The organism is Hyphococcus sp. (genome assembly GCF_041986965.1).
In the GTDB taxonomy this organism is placed as follows: Bacteria; Pseudomonadota; Alphaproteobacteria; order Caulobacterales; family Parvularculaceae; genus Hyphococcus.
In genome coordinates this window covers 1,372,700-1,393,529 of record NZ_JBHIXB010000001.1, presented here as the reverse complement: position 1 = coordinate 1,393,529, position 20,830 = coordinate 1,372,700, and the positions used below count along the sequence as shown (strand labels likewise).

Genomic DNA, 20,830 nt, shown 5'->3' with positions numbered 1-20,830 from the left:
CCCTAGCTCGCCTTGACGGCGAGCGCGGCCCTGCCCCGGGGGCCTGAAAAATATTCCTGTATCCACGCGTGGTCGGTCTTGCGGACTTCCTCAAGAGGTCCGCAGGCGATGACGTGCTTTTCAGCCAGCACCGCCACCCGGTCACAGGTTGCATGCAGCGTATCAAGATCATGGGTTACCATAAACACTGTTAACCCTAAGGATTCCTTGAGATTGACGATAAGCTCATCGAATCTGGCCGCGCCGATGGGATCAAGGCCGGCGGTCGGCTCGTCGAGAAAAACAACTTCCGGATCAAGCGCAAGGGCGCGCGCGAGGCCCGCCCGCTTCTTCATGCCGCCCGAAAGCTCTGAAGGATATTTCGCCCCTGCCTCTTCCGGCAGACCGGACATGGAAATCTTAAGCGCGGCGATGTCCTTAGCTAATTCTTCAGGAAGTTTAAGATGTTCCCTAATGGGGGCCATCACATTCTGGGCGACGGTCAGTGAGGAAAATAACGCACCGCCCTGAAAGAGAACGCCCCAGCGCTGTTCAATAACCTCACGCGCCTTGTCGCTGGCCTGATAATAATCTTCACCGAAAATGCGCACGGTCCCGGCGCTCGGCCGTTTGAGGCCGATAATGGCGCGCATGAGCACGGACTTGCCCGTGCCCGACCCGCCGACAACGCCGAGGATCTCTCCCGACCTCACATTGAGATCGAGATCTTCATGCACAACAAAGTCGCCGAACTGCGTTTTCAGCGCTTCGACTTCAATAACGTGCTCATGTTCTTTTCTCTGGTCCGTCAAAAGTCGATCTCCAGATAGAACATGGCGAAGAAGGCGTCGATGACGATGACAAGAAACAGAGACTGCACCACGGAAAGCGTTGTGCGCTGACCGAGAGATTCGGCGCTGCCTTCCACCTCCATCCCCTGAAAGCAACCGATGATGGCGATCACGAAGGCGAAGAACGGCGCCTTGATGAGGCCCGCCCAGAAATGATTGATGACGATGGTTTCCTGAAAGCGCGCCACAAAAAGCGCGGGAGAAATATCCATCGCCGTCGCGGCGACAAGCCCGCCGCCGACAACCCCAAGAACCGCAGCGACCAGCGCCAGAATGGGAAGCATGATCACCAGGGCAATCACACGCGGCAGAACAAGCACCTCCATGGGATCGAGACCGAGCACCTTCATGGCGTCGATTTCCTCCCGGATTTTCATGGAGCCGATTTGCGCCGTGAAGGCGCTGCCCGACCGGCCGGCGATGAGAATGGCGCTTAACAAAACGCCGAACTCCCGCAACACCGAGATGCCGACCAGTTCCACCGTGAAGATGTCGGCGTTGAACATGCTGAGGATTTTTGCGCCCATATAGGCGACAACGGCGCCGATCAGGAATGACATGAGGCCGATGATCGGCATGGCGTTCAGACCCGCTTCCTCCATGTGATACACAGTGGAAGTCCAGCGCATTCTTTGGGGCTGGAGCGCAACGCGCCCGGCCGTCGACAAGGTGCGGCCGACGAAACTCATGACCTCAAGCGCTGCGTAGTAAGCGTCGGCGACGCCCTTGCCGAGGCGATTGACCACCGCCAGGAAAGGATTGCTATGCGTCGGCTCCACATGGCAGGGCTGCAGATGGCTTTCGACCTGCGCCAGCAGCGCCGCCTGCGCCTCATTGGCGCCGGTGAACTGTGACTCGGTCCCCCGATTCGAGCAGCAATGCATGGTCCGCTGCAGCATCATCGCCCCGACCGTATCGAGACGATCCACCCTGGACATGTCGATGACGAGATCGCGGCCAATCGAATCATCGGCGAAATCTCGCAGATCATCGTCAAGATCGCCCAGAAAGCGCGCACGCCAGTCGCCCCTCGGAACCAGTTTCAAAGTTCCTTGCGACATATCTATGTCGAAATGCGCCGCCGAATCCGCCATGGTTAACGCTTCCTTAAGGGACTGGACGCTGGCCAACGTAAATAGGCCCGCCCCTTGCAGTGTTATGGTTTAAAGCAGGATAATAAATTCATCCTGAAGAAAGGCTTGCAAGGCGGATGTGAAGGCCTAAGCCCTTATTCGGAGTGAGTGGAAAGGGTCGTTCTTGACCAAACGCATGTTTTCCAAGCCGTTTCAGTGGCTGACCGCGCTGCCGCTGCTGGTGGTGACGGGTGCCTTGGCCGTAATTGCGCTCGGCGCGCTCGCCGGGGCCCAATCGCCGGACGCCCGCTGGCGCGAACGGCTTTTCGATTATTTTCAACGGCTTGACCCGGCTGACGGCGAGGCTGTGGAAAACTTCCATCTGGTTCTCATCGACCGCGAGAGCGTTGACGCCGTCGGCCCCTGGCCATGGCCGCGGACCGTTCTGGCCGGCCTTGTGGAGGCCGCCGGAACAGCCGGCGCCAAGGGGGTCATCCTCACTGAGGCCGTGGACGCCCCTGACCCGCTGTCGCCGGAAACAATCGGCGAATTCTGGCTTTCCGGCGCCCGGGACGAGGTTTTCGCCCAGCAGCTCGCGCTCCTGCCCCGCACGGATGAGCGGCTCGCCGAGGCTTTCAGGAATGTCGACGGCGCCGTCGCGGTGTCGCTCACGGCGCCGTCGGACCCGAACCGGGCCTCGTCGTTCCAGCGCACGGACACGCAAGACGCAAACTGGCTCAACACTGGCGATACGGATTTTCTCGCCCTGCCCGCGGCCCGTTATTTCTACGCCATCAATCCCGATCTCGCCGCGGCGGCGCGTCCGGCGGTCTCATCGCTCGCCCCAGACAGCGACGGCGTGTTGCGACGCGCGCCGCTCCTCTGGTCGCTGAATAATGCGCCTGCGCCGGCGATTGCACTGGAAGCGGCGCGGCTCGCCGCCGGCGATGTCACCGTGACCGCCGTCATGCGCAGCTCAGCCGCCAGCGCGCAAGGCCGGACCGTTCAAAATCTCAGCCTCAACGACCACAACCTGCCGGTGTCGGAGACGACGTCGCTGCGGCTTTATCTGCCGAAAAATATTTCCGTCCCCACCACATCCGCATCACGCCTGCTGTCAGGTTTTAACGGCGCGCCCGCGACCATCGCCGGCTCAAACCCGCAATTGAAAGACGCCGTCGTCATCATCGGTCTTGATACGGAGCTTGGCACGCCGGTGCGCACCGCCCGCGGATCGGTCTCACCGGCCGCCGCCCATGCGCTGACAGCCGCGCAAATCCTTTCGGGCGAAGCGCCAACCCGTCCGGGGTGGGCCGGCTATATCGAAGCGCTCGCAGTGATGCTGTTTGGCGCCGCGGCGATCATGACCGCGCAGCGCCTTGAGTTCTGGCAGGCCGCCGGTTTCGCCGCGCTCCTCTCGGTTATCCTGATGCTCGGCGCCTATGGCGCTTTTGCATTCGGGAATCTGCTTCTCAATCCCATACCGCCGGCCATGGCGCTGTTTCTCGGCGCCTTCTCCGTCGCCGGCGGCAAGTCGATCGGCGGCGTCCTGCGCGACGATAATTTGCGCGGCTCGTTCCATGACACGCTGCCTGAACCGGCGATGAAGCGCCTGCGCGAAGACACCGGCAGCGACTTGCTGAAAGGCGTGCGCCGGGACATCACCGTGCTTGCCTGTGAGTTGCGCATCGCCGACGAAGATCTGCGCACTATGGAGAACTTGCCCGACGACATCACCAAGCTGCTCGCCGCCGCCTCGCTCGATCTCCGGCAGACGATCATCGACGCAGGCGGCGCCGCCGACCAAGCGGAGGGCGGGCGCCTGTTCGCCTATTTCAATGCGCCGCTTGAAAACGCCGACCATGTGCAGGCGGGCTGCGCCGCTGCGCTGCGCCTCATCGAAAGCATGGACAAGGTCAACGCCGATCTCGATGCGTCGAGCCGCACGCGGGGCTTGCAAATCCATCTCGCCATCGGCGTCGCCACGGGTCCCTGCTTTGTCGGGCCCATGGGTCATGGCCGCAATAATCGCTATTCGGCGGTCGGTCCCGCTGTCGACCGCGCCGCCTTCTTGCGCAGCCAGTCGGAGTTTTACGGCCCCGCGATGATCTGCGACGAACAAGTCTACAAGGAAACCCATCATCATTTTGCGTTTCTGGAACTCGACAAGCTGAAGCTGCGCGGCGAGACGCGGCCTGTTTCGATCTATGCGCTGATCGGCAATCCGTTCATCAAATCATCGAAAGCGTTCCGCGCCCTTGATGACGCCCACCGCCAGCTTCTTGCGTCTTATCGCTCCGGCGACATGGCGGCGGCGCGCGCCAGCCTTGAAAAAGCGAAGTCCTCGCCCGGCGCCAAGATCGCCCTCTTCGACATCTATGAAGAGCGCATCAAACAATATGCGGAAAAAGGCCTGCCCGAAAACTGGGACGGCGCTCATACAGCGGGCGTTTGAGCGTTACTCAAACAACTTCCCGCCGCTCCAGACACGCCGGAGCAATAGCGACAGCAAAAGTGCAAGCGCGCCCATCCCCGCCATCATGAAATAGGCCGCCGTCGGCCCGGCGCCGTTCCAGACATAGCCCGCGGTGACGGTCGCAACGCCGGTGACTGCGCCGACGCCGGTGGTCGACATGATGGTCATGCCTGTGTTGACGAGACGCAGCGGCGCCGCGCGATCCAGAAATTCAATCGAGCCGAGATAAGCGCTGGCGAAGGTGAGCGCATGAAGAAGCTGCACGGCGAAGAGCACCGGCAAAGGCGGCTCCAGCCCGATCACCGTCCAGCGCAGCGCCGCCGCCGCGCCGCCGACGGCCAGCAATGTCGCCGGGCCGAAGCGTTTCGCAAGTCCGCGCGCGCGCGCCAGCAAGAAGATTTCCGCAACAACGCCTGTGGCCCAAAGGCAGCCGATGATCAGGGTTGAATAGCCAAGCTGTTCCCAGCGCAAGAATGAAAACGCGTAATAAACCGCATGCGCGCCCTGAATGAGCCCGGCGGCGGCGAGCACGATCAGGAACGCCGGATTGGAAACAAGCTTGGGCGCTTCGCGCCAGGAAACCGGTTTCGCGCCGCCCCGCCCGCCTGCGCCCGCAGGCAAGGCGAAGGTCATCAAAAACGCAAATGCCGCCGCAATCGCCATGGCCGGCGCCACAGCGATGACGCCCGCGCGCGCCAGCAAGGCGCCGCCCAGAATATTGGTCGCCAGAAAAAAGACCGAGCCGGCGGCGCGCGTCTGTCCGTAATGAAGCCAGCCATTACGGTCGGCGCGCAACACCGCCGTATCCGTCAGCGGCACCAACAACCCGAAACACCACATCATCAGCGCCGCTGCGGCGCCAATGAGGATTTTTCCCGGCGCGAAGATCAGACCCGCGGCGCCAAGCGCAAAGAAAAAAGTGACAATGCGCAAGGACCGGCGTTCGTCGCTCTGGTGATCCGCCCAATAGGCGACGAAAGGACCTAGCAACAGCCGCGCAATTAACGCGGCGCCGGTGATCCATCCGATTTCCGACGGATCAAAGCCTTTGAGCGCAAGCCAGCCCGCAAAGAACGGCAATTGAAAACCGAGCAGGACAAACTGGCCGCCATAATAGAGCGCATAAAGCGGTCCGGCCTTTTTGTGAGCGGCGTCGGTCAATGGGCCTCTTTATTGCGGTATCCGGCCCAGCCTTTGGCGCGCAAGTCGCAAGCGGGACAATCCCCGCAACCATAGCCCCAGTCATGGCGCTTTCCCCGCACGCCGCGATAACAAGTGTGGCTATGCTCATTCACGATATCGACCAGCGCCTTGCCGCCGAGCTTTTCCGCCAGACGCCAGCTTTCCGCCTTGTCGATATGCATCAACGGCGTTTCGAGTTCAAAATTCCCGTCCATACCGAGACGCAACGCTTCAAGCTGGGCCGCCAGGGCGCTTTCGCGGCAATCGGGATACCCTGAATAGTCCGCCTCGCACATGCCGGCGACGAGCACGCCGAGATTGCGGCGATAGGCGAGCCCGCCCGCAAGGGAGAGAAATACGAGATTTCGGCCGGGCACGAAGGTGTTGGGCAGACCGTCATTGCCAAGGACGATTTCCGTTTCATGGGTCATGGCGGTCTCGCCAAGATCTTTCAGCCCCCGCGCATCGACGAGTGTGTCTTCGCCCAGCTTGCCGGCCCATTTTGGGAATGCGTCAGCGATGGACTTCCGCACGCCAAGCCGCGCGCCCAGCTCCACCGAATGGCGCTGCCCATAGATAAAGCCGACCGTCTCCACGTGCTTGTAACGGTCGAGGGCCCAGGCGAGGGAAATCGACGAGTCCTGCCCGCCGGAGAAAAGAACAAGGGCGCGGGAATGATCGAGCTTGCGCATGCTATCCTGGCGCGCGGGAACGGCGCGCTCCATATTGCTGAGGGCTGGTTTAGGCCGGAGCCGCCAAAGCTGCAATGGGAGGCCGGGAATGTCCGGAATCGTTTTTCTTTACGTCACTGCGCCCAACGCCGAGACGGCCGCGCGCATCGCCCGGTCTCTCGTGGAGGAAAAGCTTGCGGCCTGCGTCAACATCCACGCCGAAATGCGCTCGGTCTATGAGTGGGAGGGCAAGGTCGAAATCGGGCTTGAAACCCCGCTGATCGTCAAGACCACGACAGCCGCCGCAAACGCCGCGCGGGACCGGATCATCGCGCTCCATCCTTATGAGGAGCCCTGCGTCGCCGCCCTGCCTGTCTCGCCCGAGGGATCAAGCGCAAGTTTTCTCGACTGGATTAGAGGGGCCACAAAAACGTGATGGGGCTTGCAGTCATGGCGTTTCGCCCCTTTATCATGGCCACAAACTGGCAGGAGACTTTTTATGACCGAGACCGCTATATTCGCCGCCGGATGCTTCTGGGGCGTTGAACAGGTCTTTCGCGACACCAACGGCGTCACCGCGACGGAAGTCGGCTATACCGGCGGCCATAAGGAGAACCCGACCTATCGCGAAGTCTGCGCCAAGACCACGGGCCACGCCGAAGCCGTGAAGATCGAGTTCGACCCGGCGGTCGTTTCCTATGACAGGCTTCTCGACATTTTCTGGGCGTGTCACGACCCGACACAAGTCAATCGCCAAGGTCCCGATGTGGGCGACCAGTACCGCACGGCGATCTTCACCCTCAATGACGCCCAGCGCGACGCGGCCCTTGCCTCCCTTGCGGCCGAAGACGCGTCCGGCCGCCACGCCCGCCCCATCGCCACGAAGATCGAACCGCTCTGCCCGTGGTGGAAGGCGGAGGAATATCACCAGCAATATTTCGAGAAAAACGGCGGCGGCGCCTGTCACATCGCGCCGCGTTAGCGGGCGACAATCCCCACAATAATTCCTTAAGCCTGCTTGCCTATGATTTGATCTGTTGCGGCAAACAAACACGCCTTTAAAGGCGCCGGGTTCTGCTCCCCTCACCATGCCAAGCCCGGGTTGACCTGCCGCAATGCGATAAGCGCGCCGAGTAACGTTGTTTTCGCGCTTACCAATTGAAACGCCGCGGCAACGTCAAACGACGTCCGCGGCGTTTCTGGTTTCGACAGTGATAGCGGTCAGACGGCGTGGTTCAACGCACGCCCTTTAGAAGCCCCTCTCATCGCAGCGCGCCTTTTCACCGGCGCGCTGCGCATCCTCCCACGAACAAGATTGGAGCCCACGAGAAGACCCGTCAGCAAAATGGCGAGCCCCATAACATCGCCGATACGCTCAATAGTTCTTTTAAGAAACATCGCGCGCTCCATTTGATTCGTCTTCGCCATTTTGCCTGCGGCGTATGACAATTGCGTGAAACAGCGCACAAACTTCAAGGCGCGCACATGATGCGTCCTGCGCAAATTGAGGAAGACGATTTGCAGGAGAAAGAGCATAATTTCATTTGGGTTATTTTATTTCCAGGCGCGATTTCATCGGCGCCCTTCATCTGACAAATGCAACAAGTACGCATTTGTCACAAAAACTTTCCTTGAAGAAAAAGCGCCGCCCACGCCACTAAACCGGTGGGGTTCGCACAGGTCAGGCGGGGCGTATTTTTGTGTCAGGAAATCCGGCGTCGCTTACGCTCTGTGATCTAACGCAATCCTACGCCGCAAAAGGCGGCGGCGTGAAAACCTATCTTCTGGAAAAGCGCCGTTTCATTCTTGAGCGCACAGCCGCCAATCATTGTCTTATTGTTCCGGGCGAGCGCGACAGGATCACGCGCGAGGGACGGGCCACAACGATCGAAATCGCATCGCCGCAAGTGCCCGGCAGCCCCAATTACAGATTGCTGTTGCGCACAAAAGCGGTGCTGGAGGCGTTCCGTTACGCACAGCCAAACCTTATCGAATGTCAGGACGCGTATAATCTTCCCTGGACGGCGCTTTATTACCGCGGCCGCAACCCGCAAACCGCACTCGTCGCAGGCTATCACACGGATTTTCCGAGCGTTTATGTGGAGCGTTATCTCGCGCCACGTGCCGGCGCTTATGTCGCGCGGCAAGTCAAACGCCTCGCCTATCGCTACGCCGCCAATCTGTATCAACGGTTCGACGGGTTTTATACGCTGACGCAAATGGCGGCGGAGCATTATGGCGCGCTCGGGATCGACAACCCATTCATTCTTTCACTCGGCGCCGATACGAGCCTGTTCACGAAGGCCCAGCGCAGCGAGGATCTGCGCGCCCGGGTTGGCGTTCCGTCTTCCGCGCCATTGCTGATTTACGCCGGGCGCATCGACTATGAAAAGAAAGCACGGCTGGTTGTTGAGGCGTTTCGAAAACTGCCGCCAAGCTGGAACGCAAGTCTCGTGATGCTTGGCGACGGCAAGGACCGGCTCGCGCTGATGAGCGAATGCGCCGATGAAAACATTCACTTTCCCGGCTTTGTGGATGACCGGGAAACCCTCGCCGCCTATTTCGCCTCATCGGATATTTACGTTTCCGCGATGGAGAACGAGACCTTTGGCATATCTGTCATCGAGGCGCAGGCCGCCGGTCTTCCCGTTGTAGGCGTCAGGGCCGGCGCCATGATCGACCGGGTGCCGCCCTCGCTTGGCCGCCTCGGTCCGTGCGGCGACGCCGACGCCATGAGCGCAAACATCGCCGCCGTCTGGATGGACCGTCTTTCCGGCATTGGCGAACGCGCCCGCGCCCATGCGCAGGAGAATTTCTCCTGGCCCAAAACATTTGAAAAACTGATCTTTGAGATCTATCCGGCGGCGTTGAAAAAACGCAGCGGCGCCGGGCTTTGCGGTCTTCTCGACCAGCCGCAACGCCCCCGCGCGCAGGCGGGTTAAGACACCACCCTAAGCTTTTCCCGACTCTCTTCCCCATTCTCTTCCCAGGGGCGTTCGCGCAATTTCAATTCATCATGCGCGCGCGCCGCCATGCGGGGGCCGAGAAAGCGATAAAAATACCAATCTTTCAGTTGAAAGGGCGTTAGGTGATAGAGAACACGCTCAAACAGCGTCCAGCGCTTTTGCAGGACGGCGCTGCGGCGGTCGCTCGCCCGGCACCAGAGCATTGGATCGTGCAGGACCCGCCCCTCTTTCCAGACGCGATGGATGAGTTCGTGATCCTTGCGCAAATGCGGCCAGAGGCGCCGGGAATAACCGCCCGCGCGTTTCAGCGCATCGGTGCGAAAGGTATGCGCATATCCCCCGGCGTGACACTGACGACGCAAAAGATGCGGCACGATGCGCATTTTTAACCGGCGCAGCTTGCTGTCCAAACAATGCGGGGCGTCATAAAGCGCTGTTGCCAGAATGGCGACGACCTTTCTTCCTTCGCTATCATAACGCGACTGCGCGCGTGCCAGATATTCCGGCGGATATATGGTGTCGGCGTCGCAAATCGCGACGAATTCGGTTGATGCATTTGCAATGCCGAGTTTCAGCGCCGCCGCCTGTCCGGGCGTGTCTTCGTGGATGAACAGAACGTCTATGCCCTGAGCATCGGCGAGTTCGGCGCGTGCAATTTCCGAAGATCCATCCGTCGACGCATTATCAACCAGAATCAATCGTAGCGGCCGCACCGTTTGCGCCTTGAGCGACGCCAGAGTCGCCGCCAGAAAGTCCCGCTCATTATAATAGGGAACAACGACCGACCATCCTTCGGTTCGTTCCTGCGCCATCTTCGCCTCTCAAACGCCGACGAGGTTTCATAGGCGGAGAATATCCCAACTTGATGACACCCATACGCGCTGCACATGCCGCCTTGCGGTATGTCGCGGGGCCTGTGCGCGTTGCGTAGCTTGTGTATTTCGCGATGACCGGGATCAAAAACCCGACGGTTTCTATTGCCGGTCCCCTGCCGCCTCAAGTCGGCTTTCGATCCACGCTGCGCAGTCGCGCCAGACCCGTTTGGCCTGAAGGTCGCGGAACAGCATGTGCCAGCCTTGGGGGTAGCGGCGGAACGTGACGTCCCCGGACAGCCGCATAGCGGTTTTTTCCATGGCCTTCAGCGGGATGATTTCATCCTTCTCTCCCATGAGAAAAAGAATGCTTCCGCGAACTTCGTCAGCGCCGCCATAGGCCGAGCCCATGACGCGCGTGACGCCAAGCACCGCATCGACGCGCGTCTCCTTGATGACCAGCGGATCTTTTCCCATTTCGCGCAAGGCTTCGATATTATCCGTGGCCTGCCGGGCGGCGCGCTCACCGGTTAGTGTTTTTCCAGGCGTCACCATCGCGGCGAGATTTGCGCCGATGCGATAGGGAACGGGCAGCGCCGCCCCGCCCCAGACACCGGGCGCGGCAAGAATGATCCCGTCAGCGCCGAGCGGCGCTTCCGCTTCGGCGGCGAGAATGACGCCCGCGCCCATGGAATGGCCGGCGACAAAAACAGGCAACCCCGGATGCGCGTCCCGCGCAGCGACAATGGCCGCGCGAAGATCGGCGACCATCGTCTCCTCGCCGGGCCAGTGTCCGAATTGCGGCGACCGGCCAAAGCCGCGCTGATCGATGGCGTAGGTCGTAATCCCTTCACCCGCCCAGAACGCAGCGGGCCCTTCGAACATGTGCGAGTAATCATTCATGCCATGGAGCGCGATAATGATTGCATGGGGAGCCGCCGCCTCCCAGCGCCTCAGGCCGAGCTCTGCGCCGTCAATGGAATGAAAGCTGTCTTGCTCAAAGCGCGGCGCAAATTCCGCCGGCGGCGCGTCGGGAAAGGACACGCATGCGGTGAGCGAGATGGCCGTCAACGCAGCCAACACCAGATTCTTCATATAGCTGCGCAGCATCTTCCCCCACTCATTCCCGCGAAAGCGGGGATCCATAACACGAAGAACTACTCTTCAATTTCTGGATTCCCGCTTTCGCGGGAATGTGCGGATTTTGATAGGATTGGGATTTAGAAACAAGCTTGGAAGAAAGCTGGCGGCGACTACTCGCCGTTTTCCAGCGCTTTCGCTTCAAGCTTTTCAAGCGCCAGCCGGAACGCCGCCGCTTCTTCGGGATCAAGCGTTGAAAGAAGGCTGTCCTCATAGTCAAGCGCCAGCGCCGCAACCCGGTCGAACACCTTGCGGCCATCGGTTGACAAGGACAGCATGGAAACGCGGCGGTCGCTCACATCCGGCGCCCGATTGACAAAGCCTTTCTGTTCGAGGCTCGCAACAGCGCGGCTGACCGTCATCTTGTCCATGGGGGTGCGCTTGACGACATCGCGCGCCGCAACGCGCTCCGCCTCGCCAATGACGGCGAGAACCCGCCATTCGGGAATGGTGATGTTTTCGTCGCGATAGGCGCGCGCCAACCGGCCTGAGATCGCATGGCCAAGCGCAACGATCCGGTAGGGCGCAAACTGGTCCAGGACAAGTTTGCGTTTGGCGCCGGGCTTGGTCTTTCGCGATACGCAGGCGACGGTCATGCGCAGACTTTACGCAGATTCTTTCAGAACGCCGCGGCGAATCTGATCTTCCTCGATCGATTCGAACAGCGCCTTGAAGTTGCCTTCACCGAACCCTTCATTCCCCTTGCGCTGGATGATCTCATAAAAGATTGGTCCAATCGCGTCCTGGGTGAAGATTTGCAGGAGCAGGCCCTGGCCTTGCGTCGGTGCGCCGTCGATCAGAATGCGGTTCTTGCGCAGGCGCTCCAGATCTTCGCCGTGATCCCCGACGCGCTCGTCAACCTTGTCGTAATAGGTGTCGGGCGTGTCCTGGAACGGAACGTCGCGGGCGCGCAACGCCTCAACGGTTTCATAGATATCGCCAGTCCCAAGCGCGATATGCTGAATGCCTTCGCCATTATAGCGCTCAAGGAATTCCTCGATCTGGGATTTATCGTCGCGGCTTTCGTTGAGGGGGATGCGGATCTTGCCGCAGGGGCTCGTCATCGCTTTTGAGACGAGACCGGTCATTTTACCTTCAATGTCGAAATAGCGGATCTCGCGGAAATTGAAGATGTCCTCATAATAGGCCGCCCATTTGTCCATATTGCCGCGATGGAGATTGTGCGTGAGGTGATCGATATAAGTAAGGCCCATATCGTTCTTCGACGGATCGGCGCCCTCGATGGGTTCGAAGTCGACATCATAAATTGTACGCGCGCCATAGCGGTCGACGAGATAGACGTTGAGGCCGCCGATCCCTTCAATGCCCGGAATATTCAATTCCATGGGGCCGGCCTTCGCTTCGATGGGCTTGGCGCCGCGCTTTATCGCTTCCTCGAAGGCGGCCTGTGCGTCTTTCACGCGGAACGCCATGGCGTTGGCGCCGGCGCCGTGCTGGCCACAGAAAATTTTCGGCTGGCCGGTCTGTTCGCGATTCAACAGAAAGTTGATGTCGCCCTGACGATAATGAATGACATCCTTGGAGCGGTGCTTGCCAACCGCTGTAAAGCCGAGGCGCTCGAACAGGGCGGCGAGCTCGTCCGGATTGCTGCTCGTATATTCGACGAATTCAAAACCGTCGGTTCCGATCGGGTTTTCGAAAAGGTCCGCCATGGCTATTCCTTTCGGAGTTAGATGTGATTTTGCGGCAGTTAGTAACATATGTTACTAATTTGACGCAAGGAAAGTTGCACCGCCTGCAACAATAGAGGCAAGCACATGAAATTATTCGGTTATTGGCGCTCCAGCGCGACCTATCGGGTGCGGATCGCCCTCGCCCTGAAAAATCTGTCTTACGATTATGAGCCAGTGAACCTCCTGAAAGGCGAGCAGCGGAGCGACGCCTATCTCAATAAAAACCCCACCGGGCTCGTGCCGACGCTCGTCACCGATGACGGCGCGCTCATCACCCAGTCGGTCGCGATCATCGAATATCTGGAAGAAACCCATCCCGACCCTTCGCTTCTTGCCGGGAATGCAGTCGCGCGCGCCAACGCCAGGGCGATCGCCGCGACGCTCGCTTGCGAAGCGCAACCCTTCGGCAATGTCCGTATCCAGAATTATCTCAAGAACGAGCGCGGTTTCGACGCCGAGGCGATGAAGGACTGGATGAACCGCTGGCCCGGCGGCGCCATGGCGGCGGTCGAAAAAATGCTGGCGCGCACCGCCGGCGATTATTGCGTCGGCGATGTGCCGGGCCTCGCCGATTGTCTCCTAGTTCCGCAGATGTATGCCGCGGCGCGGTTCGGCGTTGAAACCTCAGGCCTTGCAAAAATGAATGAGATTTACGAACGCTGCTCGCAACATCCTGCGTTCATCAAGGCGCATCCCGATAACCAGCCGGATGCGGTGAAAGGATGATTAAGGCGTAGCCTTTATACATACGGGACCATCTCACTGTTGTCGTTTTCTCACCCCCCACCTATGCTTTACAGTAACTGCGAATTTTGGAGGGGGTTTTGCGGTATATAATATTTGCTCTACTGCCCGTGATGATGTGGGGCAGCGCGACCGCCATGCGCTACCGATTGCCGGATATACCTTCCGACCCAGCAATTCCGCTAAGCGCCCCCTTACCGTCATTGCCTGAAGCTTGTGCTGGTCAACCAACCGTAAGCGGTGATGGTTTGCGCTTCATAACACTCTTCGGCTCGATTGACTGGGAAGGGCGCGCAACACAGGCCCAAGTTCAGGAACCGTCTGACAGCTGCCTCAAAGAAGCAGCCATCGAAACCGTCCGGCAATGGAGATTTGAAGCCGTTGACCCAAAAACTGAGGACTACTGGCGGCTCGGTTTCGAAACGACATTGATTTATCCAGCTAATGACGCGCCTCGATTCGAAATGTCTGCAAATGATGCAATTAAGCGTTATCCGCCACGCTATCCTGAGAGATGCTTTTCCAAGGCAAGGTCTGTCGAAGTCGTCTCCGTTACTTTCGATGTCACCGAAGACGGCGTTACGGAAAACATTGAGAGTGTGTTTTCAACCTTTCCTTGCCTGACAAGCGCGGCTGAAACCTCCATAGAAAAATGGTCATACGCCCGCCGGCTGATCAATGGCCGTTCCTATCCAAGAAAGCAGGTGCATACGGAAGTAAGTTTCCAGCTTGCTGACAACCTGACTGAAACTAATCGACGCAACATCGCAAACGCCTTTGTATCCGTCGGCATTGCTTTAGACCGAAAGCTTGATGCAAGAATTGCTCTCGAAAAAATCGCCGCGATTGAAAAAAGATTTGAAAGTAGACTGACTGAAAGCGAAAGGGCTGCATTGTTGCGTTATCGCGGCGCTGCAAAAATTGACGCCCTGGAGTATTCGAGCGCACTGGAAGACCTTCGCGCCGCCCTTGAGCTTGAAAAGAATAAAACGACCGCAAAGGGCATTGAGAATGTTATCAGCCAGCTTGAAACGGCGCTGGCGTCACCGGATGAGGCTACCCCTGAAGAACCCTCGGATATTGATGCGCAATAAGCGCCTGCATAATTAATGACAACCGGCCCAGCCGGTTGCGCTTAAGCCGCCATCTTTACCGATCACCAACTTCTAGCCGCTAAAATTATCCGTATCGAAAACATGACTAACGAATGGTTACCCGTTCGAGAGATGAACGATGCGGATAGAACGACGTCAGGACGTTGCGCGGGAAACGCGCACTATCGATGACAGCCTTGAAGAGATGGCGCACGCCGCCATTCGCTCGGGACCTGTCTGCGCGTCCAACTGCGCGCGCGCCGGAACATGTCCTTGCGTCAGAGACTGTCCGCATATTCCCGAAACGCTGTCCAGCGACCCACAGAATTTTCCAATTGAAAAGGGCGTTGCGCCGCTGGCCTTCGAAATCAAAAAGCTTGGCGTCTTTACGCCCTGCTGGTCCTGCGAGGGACACAATGACGCCGACGGCGCCATGCGCAATGCGCCCGCTGTCTGGTTTTACGCCCACTCCGTCACTCATGTGCGCGTCCTCAGCGATGCGGTCGCCGACATGTTATATGACAAGCGTCTTTCCTCACCCTGGCAAGTGCGCCTTACCTTTTCCGATCCGGGTAATCTGAGCGCCGCGTTTTCGCTGGAGCCGGTAGCCGGCGCGCCGGATCTTTCAGCGCTTCAGCGCGATCTCGCGCATCTCGCAGAAGACATTGACTGGCGCGTTTCCTCCCGCATCGCTGCGCTGAAACGCAGCATTGCACCTTAAGAGCGGGCGTGACAGGCTTGAGGGATCAACAATCCGGAAAAGCCTCGCCTCTTATGAAACCGCTCATTTTCGCCATTGGCGACAAGAAACCGAAAATCCACGAAACCGCCTTCATCGCGCCGGGCGCCGTCGTCTGCGGCGATGTCGAACTGCATGAAAACGCGTCCGTCTGGTATGGGTGCGTCTTGCGCGGCGACACCAACAAGATCGTGGTCGGCAAGGGATCGAATGTGCAGGACGGCACGGTCATTCATGTGGACGATCCGGCGTGGGGCGGTCTGCCGACGATCATCGGCGAGAATGCGCTCATCGGCCACAAATGCATGCTTCATGGCGCAACGGTTAAGGATGGCGGCTTTGTCGGCATGTGCGCGACCATGCTCGACGGATCGATTGTCGAAACCGGCGCCCTGCTCGCGGCTGGCGCTTTCCTGTCGCCCAAGAAAGTCGTCCCCGCCGGAGAGATGTGGGCCGGAATGCCGGCGAAGAAGTTCCGTGACTTGCGTGAAGGCGAAGACAAAATGGCGCTGATAGGCGCCGGTCATTATGTCGAGGAAGCAAAAGCGCACGCGCAAGCGTTGAAAGCGCTTTAAAGCGCAAGCTTGTTCCGGATTTCAGCCACGATAATCGGCGTGGCGTCCAGCGGCTGGCGCGCATAAAACGGCGCCTCATCCTCAAACAGCCGCGCATGCCCTTCCGCAATGACCTGCGCGACAAACCAGACGATCTTGGGGGCGATATATTCCGGCCGCCAGATATACACCGGCGCAGATGAGGCCAGCGCTTCGCTCGTCATGTTGTGTGAGTCGCCCGGAACAATCAGCGCCGCCGCCCGCGCCAGAATATCCCGGTACGGATTGTCGCCCGTGCGATCCCAGACAAAGACATGATCGTGCGTAAGGTGACGTTTCAACATCGCTGTGAAGTCTTGCGGCGTTCGGCGCGAAGGCGTCACCGCAATCGCCCCATAGGCCTCACCCGCCTTTGACAGCCGCATTGCGAGATCGCGCGCAGCGCCGCCGGAATAATCGGCGCCGCCGGAGGGACCCCCTAGAACGACGCCGAGAAACGGCGCCGACAGATCCGCGATCGCCGCGCAAGGGGGACCGGCCTGGGTCAATGCCGGCCCGAGACTATGAGGCGTCGTCAAAGTTGAAATGACATTGGCGCCCTCAAGCTGATCATGCGCCGGCGCCCAGAGAACATCCGGCACGTCCCGCGCAAAACGCGGATCTTTGAGCATGACGATGCGCACCGCGCCGCCGCTGGCTTTTTTCAGCGCGCGCGCATGGGGAACCGCCCGCCGCCCGGAAATGATCGCAATATCGGGCATGGGCCCGGCGAGCGGGCCGCCCGCACGTCCCGGGGCCTCGCCCGGGTCCACCGGCCCCCAGGGCGCCATCCATTCCCATGGCGGGCGCGGCGTGACTTTACGTTCCTCGAAAGGCAAGCCGAGCGCCTCGGCGACCGCCATGCACTGGACAGCGTCGCCGGCCTTGCCGTCGGTCAGCACCCAGACCTGCATTACCGCGCCCCTCCCTCGCCTTTAAGCGGGCTCACGCTGCACATGTCTTCACTGCTCCTGCGAACGGGATGTGGTCAGAAGAACCGATTTTATTAGATAAAAGTATTCGTATTTTGGCACTTTCTACCATTTTTTGTTTTTGGGGAAACATTTTGCGATTTGAGGCCCTTTTTGGATGCTGCGCCGCAATATTTTCTTGCGCCCGCTCCGAATCTTAACGCAGACTAAGGCGACACGTCGGCGTGAGCACCTTGCGCCGAATAATGGCTGTCGCGGAAAAAACAAAACAGGGGCTTAATGACCATGAGCGCAGAAGCCGTCCTAAGACGCATCAAGGACGAAAAAATCAAGTTCGTCGACCTTCGTTTCACCGATCCCAAAGGCAAATGGCAACATGTGACGTTCGATGAATCGCTCGTCGACGCCGACCTTATGTCTGAAGGCACAATGTTCGACGGATCCTCCATCGCCGGCTGGAAGGCGATCAACGAGTCCGACATGATCTTGATGCCGGACACAGATACAGCGGTAATGGATCCCTTCTTCGCACAGCCGACTTTATCGATCACCTGCGATATTCTCGAACCGTCGACCGGCCAGCCTTACGGCCGCGACCCGCGCACCACCGCAAAAGCCGCGGAGGCCTATCTTAAATCTTCAGGCGCCGGCGATACGGCGTTCTTCGGTCCGGAAGCAGAGTTCTTCGTTTTCGACGACGTCCGCTGGTCCACCGAACAGAACAATATGGGCTACGCTGTGGACAGCGTCGAAGGTCCGTATAACAGCTCAACCGATTTCGACGGCGGCAACCTCGCCCACCGGCCGGGCCCCAAAGGCGGTTACTTCCCGGTGCCGCCGGTGGACAGCTGTCAGGACATGCGTTCTGAAATGCTGGCGCTGATGGGCGAGATGGGCCTTGAGCCTGAAAAGCACCACCATGAAGTCGCGCCCTCGCAGCACGAACTCGGGATGAAATTCTCAACGCTGACGGTGATGGCCGACCGGCTGCAGATGTATAAATATATCGTCCATCAGGTCGCCGCCGGTTACGGCAAGACGGCGACCTTCATGCCAAAACCGATTTTTGGCGATAACGGCTCAGGCATGCACGTCCACCAGTCGATCTGGAAGGGCGGCCAGCCGACCTTCGCCGGCAACAAATACGCCGATCTGTCCGACACATGCCTCTATTACATTGGCGGCATCATCAAACACGCACGCGCAATCAACGCCTTCACCAACCCGCTGACCAATTCCTACAAGCGTCTGGTGCCGGGCTTTGAAGCGCCTGTTCTGCTCGCCTATTCGGCGCGCAACCGCTCCGCGTCCGTTCGTATTCCCTGGGTGTCGTCACCGAAAGGCAAGCGTCTCGAAACGCGCTTCCCCGATCCCGGCGCGAACCCCTATCTCGCCTTCTCGGCGCTCCTCATGGCGGGCCTCGACGGCATCGAGAACAAGATCCATCCGGGCGATCCCATGGACAAGGATCTTTACGATCTGCCGCCGGAAGAGCTGAAAGACATTCCGACGGTTTGCGCCTCCTTGCGTGAAGCGCTCGGTGCCCTCGACGCCGATCGCGACTTCCTGAAAAAAGGCAACGTCTTCAACGACGATCAGATCGACGCTTATATCGACCTGAAAATGGAAGATGTCCTTCGGTTTGAAACGACCCCGCACCCGGTCGAATTCTCCATGTACTATTCGGTCTGACGGCCGCTGGATAAACGCCCCATAGACGGGAGCGAAGAACGGGGCCCCTTTCGGGGCCCCGTTTTTTATGCGCGCGCGCTCGACATCTGCTGACCGAGCGCTGCAACCGCTGAACCGTCGAGTGGTTTGCGGACAGCCTGGGCGTATTTTTCGTGATAGAGCGGATGCTCCGTGCCCATCAGCCGGTCCCACCAGGTGAAATAAAGACCGTAGTTCCAGCCCGCTTGCGCATGATGAAGGTCGTGATGAGTGACCGTCGTCATCCAGTCGAAAAGCGGGCGCCCGTCGCGGCGGCTGGGAAAGAGTTCGTAGCCGCAATGGCCGATGGCGTTGCGCAGGATCATATGCAGCAGGAACAGGATGATCGCCTGCACGGACGTGGGCATGAGAAAGAGGATCAGCGGCAAATAGGCGGCGTTGATCGCAGCCTCTGCAACATCAAAGGAATAAGCCGTCCATGGCGACGGGTTGTGCGACTTGTGGTGCGTGCGGTGTACCCGTCGAAAGAGGCGCGGATGGTGGATCAGCCGGTGCGTCCAGTAAAACCAGGCGTCATGCGCCACAATGAGAACCGCCAGGGTGAAGGCGAAATAGGCCCAGCCACGCTCCGCGATCACATAATAAGTGGCGAGCCAGCCCGCCTTCGCCGCCAGCACCGTAGCGACGCCGGAGAGCGTAAAGATCAGCGTCGTGCGCAGGGAGATCACAACCTCCCGCTTCATCTGCTCAGCCTTGGGCGAAGAGGGGCGGATTTTGCGCCCCGCCAGCCGGCCCGCGAAAAGCACGTTCACCAGCAAAAACACGCCGCCAGCGCCGAGCACATAACGGGCGAGGTCATTGGGCAGGATGTGCAGGAAAATGCCGATAGCGGCGGTCACCGGGTCGGCGGCTTCAATCAGGCTGGCTTGGGCTTCCACGTCTGTCTCCATGATTTGCGATGGGCAAAACATGCCGGCAGGCGCGCGCAACCTCTCCGCAAAACCAGAAAACATGCGGCTTATTCAAAAATGATCAGGCTTTTTCGGAACTGATCAGCCCATTTTCGAGCGCTGACTTGCGAAATTCCGTCGGCGTCTGTCCCGTCGCCTGTTTGAAGGCGCGGTTGAACGGCGCGATGGAGCCATAGCCGAGATCGAGAGCGATCTGAATGATCTGCTTGCGGGCGTTTTTTCCGTCGCCAAGCTCTGCTTTGGCGTCCTCAATGCGGCGCGCATTGAGGAAGGAAGAGAAGTTCCGGAACCCAAGGGCGCCGTTAATGAGCTTTCTCAACTGGTGCTCGGGCACGCCGACTTTTTCCGCAAGCGCGGCGACCGACAGGCCCTCCTCGCGATAGACGCCCTCATCCATCAACGCCAGCAGGCGGTCATAGGCTGGCCGGTCAGCCGCCGGCACGCTTTGCGCCTGCGCCGCCCAGCCGGGCTCGCCCGCCGGCGCCGCTGGAGGGTCGGCGAACAGCGCCGCGCGCGGCCGCAAGAGCCACGACCCGAAGATCAGATTGAGGACGCAGATCGCAACCGCATGAATCATGCGCAGCGTATCCGGCAGCAAATAATTGCGCTCGATGGTTTCGGCGCTGGCGATAATCAGTCCGAACACCCCCACCGTCACGGCGATCGCAAACCGGAAGCGCCGGCGCGGCGTGACAAGGTCATCGCCGGCGTCAACCAGCGCCAGACGCAACGCATCCAGAAATATCAGCGCATTAAGGCCGATATGGCCGTACCAGAGCGTTTTTTCGACCCATCCGGGCGGCGCGAGGATATGGCCGATATGCAGGAACGGAATGACAACCGCAGGAGCGATCCGCCACCAGCGCCAGCGAAAATCATCGTCGAACAGCGCCGCCGCAAACCACCAGAAAAAGATCGTGCCGTAGATTGCAATAAACGAAACCGGAATGAGCGCCGGACCGAAAAGCGCGCGCGAGGCCTCGCCTGCAAGAAGGACATAAACGCCAGTTGAGAAAATAAAGAGCGCGCCCAGTCGCCGGACCTGCACACCCTCGCCCCCTCTCAAGGCGAATACAAAGGCAAGCAGGAATGACGTGCCCGCGCCGGCGCCGCGCAATGCCGTCTCCAAAATGTCGGCAAGATCGTACATGGAAGGCGGACGCTGGCCGCAACCCTTTCTTCTGTCAACGGAAAATCAGAACTGCGCGAAACAGGCCCATGGGGAGTTGACGGCTGGCGTTT

General features: G+C 59.5%; 21 protein-coding genes. 9 read left to right on the top strand and 12 right to left on the bottom strand.

The genetic code is table 11. The features are described from left to right. Positions 1–2: 2 nt before the first annotated feature. Together ACFC5L_RS06975 and ACFC5L_RS06970 are read right to left on the bottom strand one after the other, a co-directional pair. Entirely contained in the window at positions 3–791 is a 789-nt protein-coding gene (locus tag ACFC5L_RS06975) for an ABC transporter ATP-binding protein (protein ID WP_375200995.1), read from the bottom strand. Further along, positions 788–1,924 carry an MlaE family ABC transporter permease gene (locus tag ACFC5L_RS06970; protein ID WP_375200996.1) on the bottom strand — a complete coding sequence of 379 codons (1,137 nt, stop codon included), beginning with the start codon at positions 1,922–1,924 and terminating at the stop codon, positions 788–790. The genes ACFC5L_RS06975 and ACFC5L_RS06970 overlap by 4 nt, the downstream gene beginning before the upstream one ends. A 163-nt stretch (positions 1,925–2,087) precedes the next feature. On the opposite strand from ACFC5L_RS06970, the gene ACFC5L_RS06965 reads away from it, so the two are divergent. Further along, entirely contained in the window at positions 2,088–4,358 is a 2,271-nt protein-coding gene (locus ACFC5L_RS06965; protein ID WP_375200997.1) for a CHASE2 domain-containing protein, read from the top strand. Positions 4,359–4,361: 3 nt separating this feature from the next. On the opposite strand, the gene ACFC5L_RS06960 is transcribed toward ACFC5L_RS06965, so the two are convergent. Together ACFC5L_RS06960 and queC are read right to left on the bottom strand one after the other, a co-directional pair. Then, a complete protein-coding gene (locus ACFC5L_RS06960; protein ID WP_375200998.1) occupies positions 4,362–5,540 on the bottom strand; it encodes an MFS transporter in 1,179 nt (392 codons plus the stop codon). Continuing rightward, a complete protein-coding gene (gene queC / locus ACFC5L_RS06955) occupies positions 5,537–6,253 on the bottom strand; it encodes a 7-cyano-7-deazaguanine synthase QueC (protein WP_375200999.1) in 717 nt (238 codons plus the stop codon). Before queC ends, ACFC5L_RS06960 begins: the two co-directional genes overlap by 4 nt. 88 nt (positions 6,254–6,341) lie before the next feature. On the opposite strand from queC, the gene cutA reads away from it, so the two are divergent. Together cutA and msrA are read left to right on the top strand one after the other, a co-directional pair. Then, positions 6,342–6,668: a divalent-cation tolerance protein CutA gene (gene cutA, locus ACFC5L_RS06950; protein WP_375201000.1), complete on the top strand. Its 327-nt coding sequence runs from the start codon at positions 6,342–6,344 to the stop codon at positions 6,666–6,668. A gap of 63 nt (positions 6,669–6,731) precedes the next feature. Continuing rightward, the gene (msrA, locus tag ACFC5L_RS06945; RefSeq protein WP_375201001.1) at positions 6,732–7,214 is read left to right on the top strand and encodes a peptide-methionine (S)-S-oxide reductase MsrA; all 483 of its coding nucleotides are present in this window, start codon (positions 6,732–6,734) and stop codon (positions 7,212–7,214) included. Positions 7,215–7,453: 239 nt separating this feature from the next. Here the strand turns inward: msrA and ACFC5L_RS06940 are convergent, their stop codons facing one another. Further along, positions 7,454–7,768, bottom strand: coding sequence for a hypothetical protein (locus ACFC5L_RS06940; protein ID WP_375201002.1), 315 nt, complete (start codon positions 7,766–7,768; stop codon positions 7,454–7,456). Between the two features lie 233 nt (positions 7,769–8,001). On the opposite strand from ACFC5L_RS06940, the gene ACFC5L_RS06935 reads away from it, so the two are divergent. After that, positions 8,002–9,174 carry a glycosyltransferase gene (locus tag ACFC5L_RS06935; protein WP_375201003.1) on the top strand — a complete coding sequence of 391 codons (1,173 nt, stop codon included), beginning with the start codon at positions 8,002–8,004 and terminating at the stop codon, positions 9,172–9,174. On the opposite strand, the gene ACFC5L_RS06930 is transcribed toward ACFC5L_RS06935, so the two are convergent. The 4 genes from ACFC5L_RS06930 to hppD form a co-directional block, all read right to left on the bottom strand. Continuing rightward, a complete protein-coding gene (locus tag ACFC5L_RS06930; RefSeq protein WP_375201004.1) occupies positions 9,171–10,010 on the bottom strand; it encodes a glycosyltransferase family 2 protein in 840 nt (279 codons plus the stop codon). The genes ACFC5L_RS06935 and ACFC5L_RS06930 overlap by 4 nt on opposite strands. A 162-nt stretch (positions 10,011–10,172) precedes the next feature. Continuing rightward, positions 10,173–11,120, bottom strand: coding sequence for an alpha/beta fold hydrolase (locus ACFC5L_RS06925; protein WP_375201005.1), 948 nt, complete (start codon positions 11,118–11,120; stop codon positions 10,173–10,175). A gap of 143 nt (positions 11,121–11,263) precedes the next feature. After that, on the bottom strand, positions 11,264–11,746 hold the full coding sequence (locus ACFC5L_RS06920) for a MarR family winged helix-turn-helix transcriptional regulator (protein WP_375201006.1): 483 nt from the start codon (positions 11,744–11,746) through the stop codon (positions 11,264–11,266). 9 nt (positions 11,747–11,755) lie between these two features. Continuing rightward, positions 11,756–12,823, bottom strand: coding sequence for a 4-hydroxyphenylpyruvate dioxygenase (hppD, locus tag ACFC5L_RS06915; RefSeq protein ID WP_375201007.1), 1,068 nt, complete (start codon positions 12,821–12,823; stop codon positions 11,756–11,758). Between the two features lie 105 nt (positions 12,824–12,928). Here hppD and maiA point away from each other — a divergent pair, with 105 nt between their 5' ends. From maiA to ACFC5L_RS06895, 4 genes are all read left to right on the top strand, one after another. Next, complete coding sequence (maiA, locus tag ACFC5L_RS06910) at positions 12,929–13,570, top strand: maleylacetoacetate isomerase (protein ID WP_375201008.1); 642 nt, start codon at positions 12,929–12,931, stop codon at positions 13,568–13,570. A gap of 155 nt (positions 13,571–13,725) precedes the next feature. Then, positions 13,726–14,682, top strand: a complete 957-nt coding sequence (locus ACFC5L_RS06905; protein WP_375201009.1) for a hypothetical protein — start codon at positions 13,726–13,728, stop codon at positions 14,680–14,682. A 139-nt stretch (positions 14,683–14,821) separates the two neighbouring features. Continuing rightward, positions 14,822–15,403 (top strand): hypothetical protein, encoded by a 582-nt coding sequence (locus tag ACFC5L_RS06900; protein WP_375201010.1) that lies wholly within the window; start codon positions 14,822–14,824, stop codon positions 15,401–15,403. A 53-nt stretch (positions 15,404–15,456) separates the two neighbouring features. Further along, positions 15,457–15,996: a gamma carbonic anhydrase family protein gene (locus ACFC5L_RS06895; protein WP_375201011.1), complete on the top strand. Its 540-nt coding sequence runs from the start codon at positions 15,457–15,459 to the stop codon at positions 15,994–15,996. Here ACFC5L_RS06895 and ACFC5L_RS06890 read toward each other — a convergent pair. Beyond that, the gene (locus tag ACFC5L_RS06890; RefSeq protein ID WP_375201012.1) at positions 15,993–16,928 is read right to left on the bottom strand and encodes a mitochondrial fission ELM1 family protein; all 936 of its coding nucleotides are present in this window, start codon (positions 16,926–16,928) and stop codon (positions 15,993–15,995) included. The genes ACFC5L_RS06895 and ACFC5L_RS06890 overlap by 4 nt on opposite strands. A 303-nt stretch (positions 16,929–17,231) precedes the next feature. Here ACFC5L_RS06890 and glnA point away from each other — a divergent pair, with 303 nt between their 5' ends. Next, positions 17,232–18,638, top strand: coding sequence for a type I glutamate--ammonia ligase (gene glnA / locus ACFC5L_RS06885; protein ID WP_375201013.1), 1,407 nt, complete (start codon positions 17,232–17,234; stop codon positions 18,636–18,638). Positions 18,639–18,703: 65 nt separating this feature from the next. Here the strand turns inward: glnA and ACFC5L_RS06880 are convergent, their stop codons facing one another. Beyond that, positions 18,704–19,555 (bottom strand): sterol desaturase family protein, encoded by an 852-nt coding sequence (locus ACFC5L_RS06880; protein ID WP_375201014.1) that lies wholly within the window; start codon positions 19,553–19,555, stop codon positions 18,704–18,706. 94 nt (positions 19,556–19,649) lie between these two features. Next, entirely contained in the window at positions 19,650–20,738 is a 1,089-nt protein-coding gene (locus ACFC5L_RS06875; protein ID WP_375201015.1) for a helix-turn-helix domain-containing protein, read from the bottom strand. Between the last annotated feature and the right edge of the window lie 92 nt (positions 20,739–20,830).

Excerpts from the sequence above, each read along its gene's own strand:
- queC (WP_375200999.1), bottom strand. The coding sequence starts at position 6,253 with ATGCGCAAGCTCGATCATTCCCGCGCCCTTGTTCTTTTCTCCGGCGGG.
- ACFC5L_RS06920 (WP_375201006.1), bottom strand. The coding sequence starts at position 11,746 with ATGACCGTCGCCTGCGTATCGCGAAAGACCAAGCCCGGCGCCAAACGC.
- maiA (WP_375201008.1), top strand. The coding sequence starts at position 12,929 with ATGAAATTATTCGGTTATTGGCGCTCCAGCGCGACCTATCGGGTGCGG.
- ACFC5L_RS06890 (WP_375201012.1), bottom strand. The coding sequence starts at position 16,928 with ATGCAGGTCTGGGTGCTGACCGACGGCAAGGCCGGCGACGCTGTCCAG.
- ACFC5L_RS06925 (WP_375201005.1), bottom strand. The coding sequence starts at position 11,120 with ATGCTGCGCAGCTATATGAAGAATCTGGTGTTGGCTGCGTTGACGGCC.
- ACFC5L_RS06875 (WP_375201015.1), bottom strand. The coding sequence starts at position 20,738 with ATGTACGATCTTGCCGACATTTTGGAGACGGCATTGCGCGGCGCCGGC.
- ACFC5L_RS06930 (WP_375201004.1), bottom strand. The coding sequence starts at position 10,010 with ATGGCGCAGGAACGAACCGAAGGATGGTCGGTCGTTGTTCCCTATTAT.
- cutA (WP_375201000.1), top strand. The coding sequence starts at position 6,342 with ATGTCCGGAATCGTTTTTCTTTACGTCACTGCGCCCAACGCCGAGACG.
- hppD (WP_375201007.1), bottom strand. The coding sequence starts at position 12,823 with ATGGCGGACCTTTTCGAAAACCCGATCGGAACCGACGGTTTTGAATTC.
- ACFC5L_RS06970 (WP_375200996.1), bottom strand. The coding sequence starts at position 1,924 with ATGGCGGATTCGGCGGCGCATTTCGACATAGATATGTCGCAAGGAACT.
- glnA (WP_375201013.1), top strand. The coding sequence starts at position 17,232 with ATGAGCGCAGAAGCCGTCCTAAGACGCATCAAGGACGAAAAAATCAAG.
- ACFC5L_RS06940 (WP_375201002.1), bottom strand. The coding sequence starts at position 7,768 with ATGCTCTTTCTCCTGCAAATCGTCTTCCTCAATTTGCGCAGGACGCAT.
- msrA (WP_375201001.1), top strand. The coding sequence starts at position 6,732 with ATGACCGAGACCGCTATATTCGCCGCCGGATGCTTCTGGGGCGTTGAA.
- ACFC5L_RS06895 (WP_375201011.1), top strand. The coding sequence starts at position 15,457 with ATGAAACCGCTCATTTTCGCCATTGGCGACAAGAAACCGAAAATCCAC.
- ACFC5L_RS06905 (WP_375201009.1), top strand. The coding sequence starts at position 13,726 with ATGCGCTACCGATTGCCGGATATACCTTCCGACCCAGCAATTCCGCTA.
- ACFC5L_RS06900 (WP_375201010.1), top strand. The coding sequence starts at position 14,822 with ATGCGGATAGAACGACGTCAGGACGTTGCGCGGGAAACGCGCACTATC.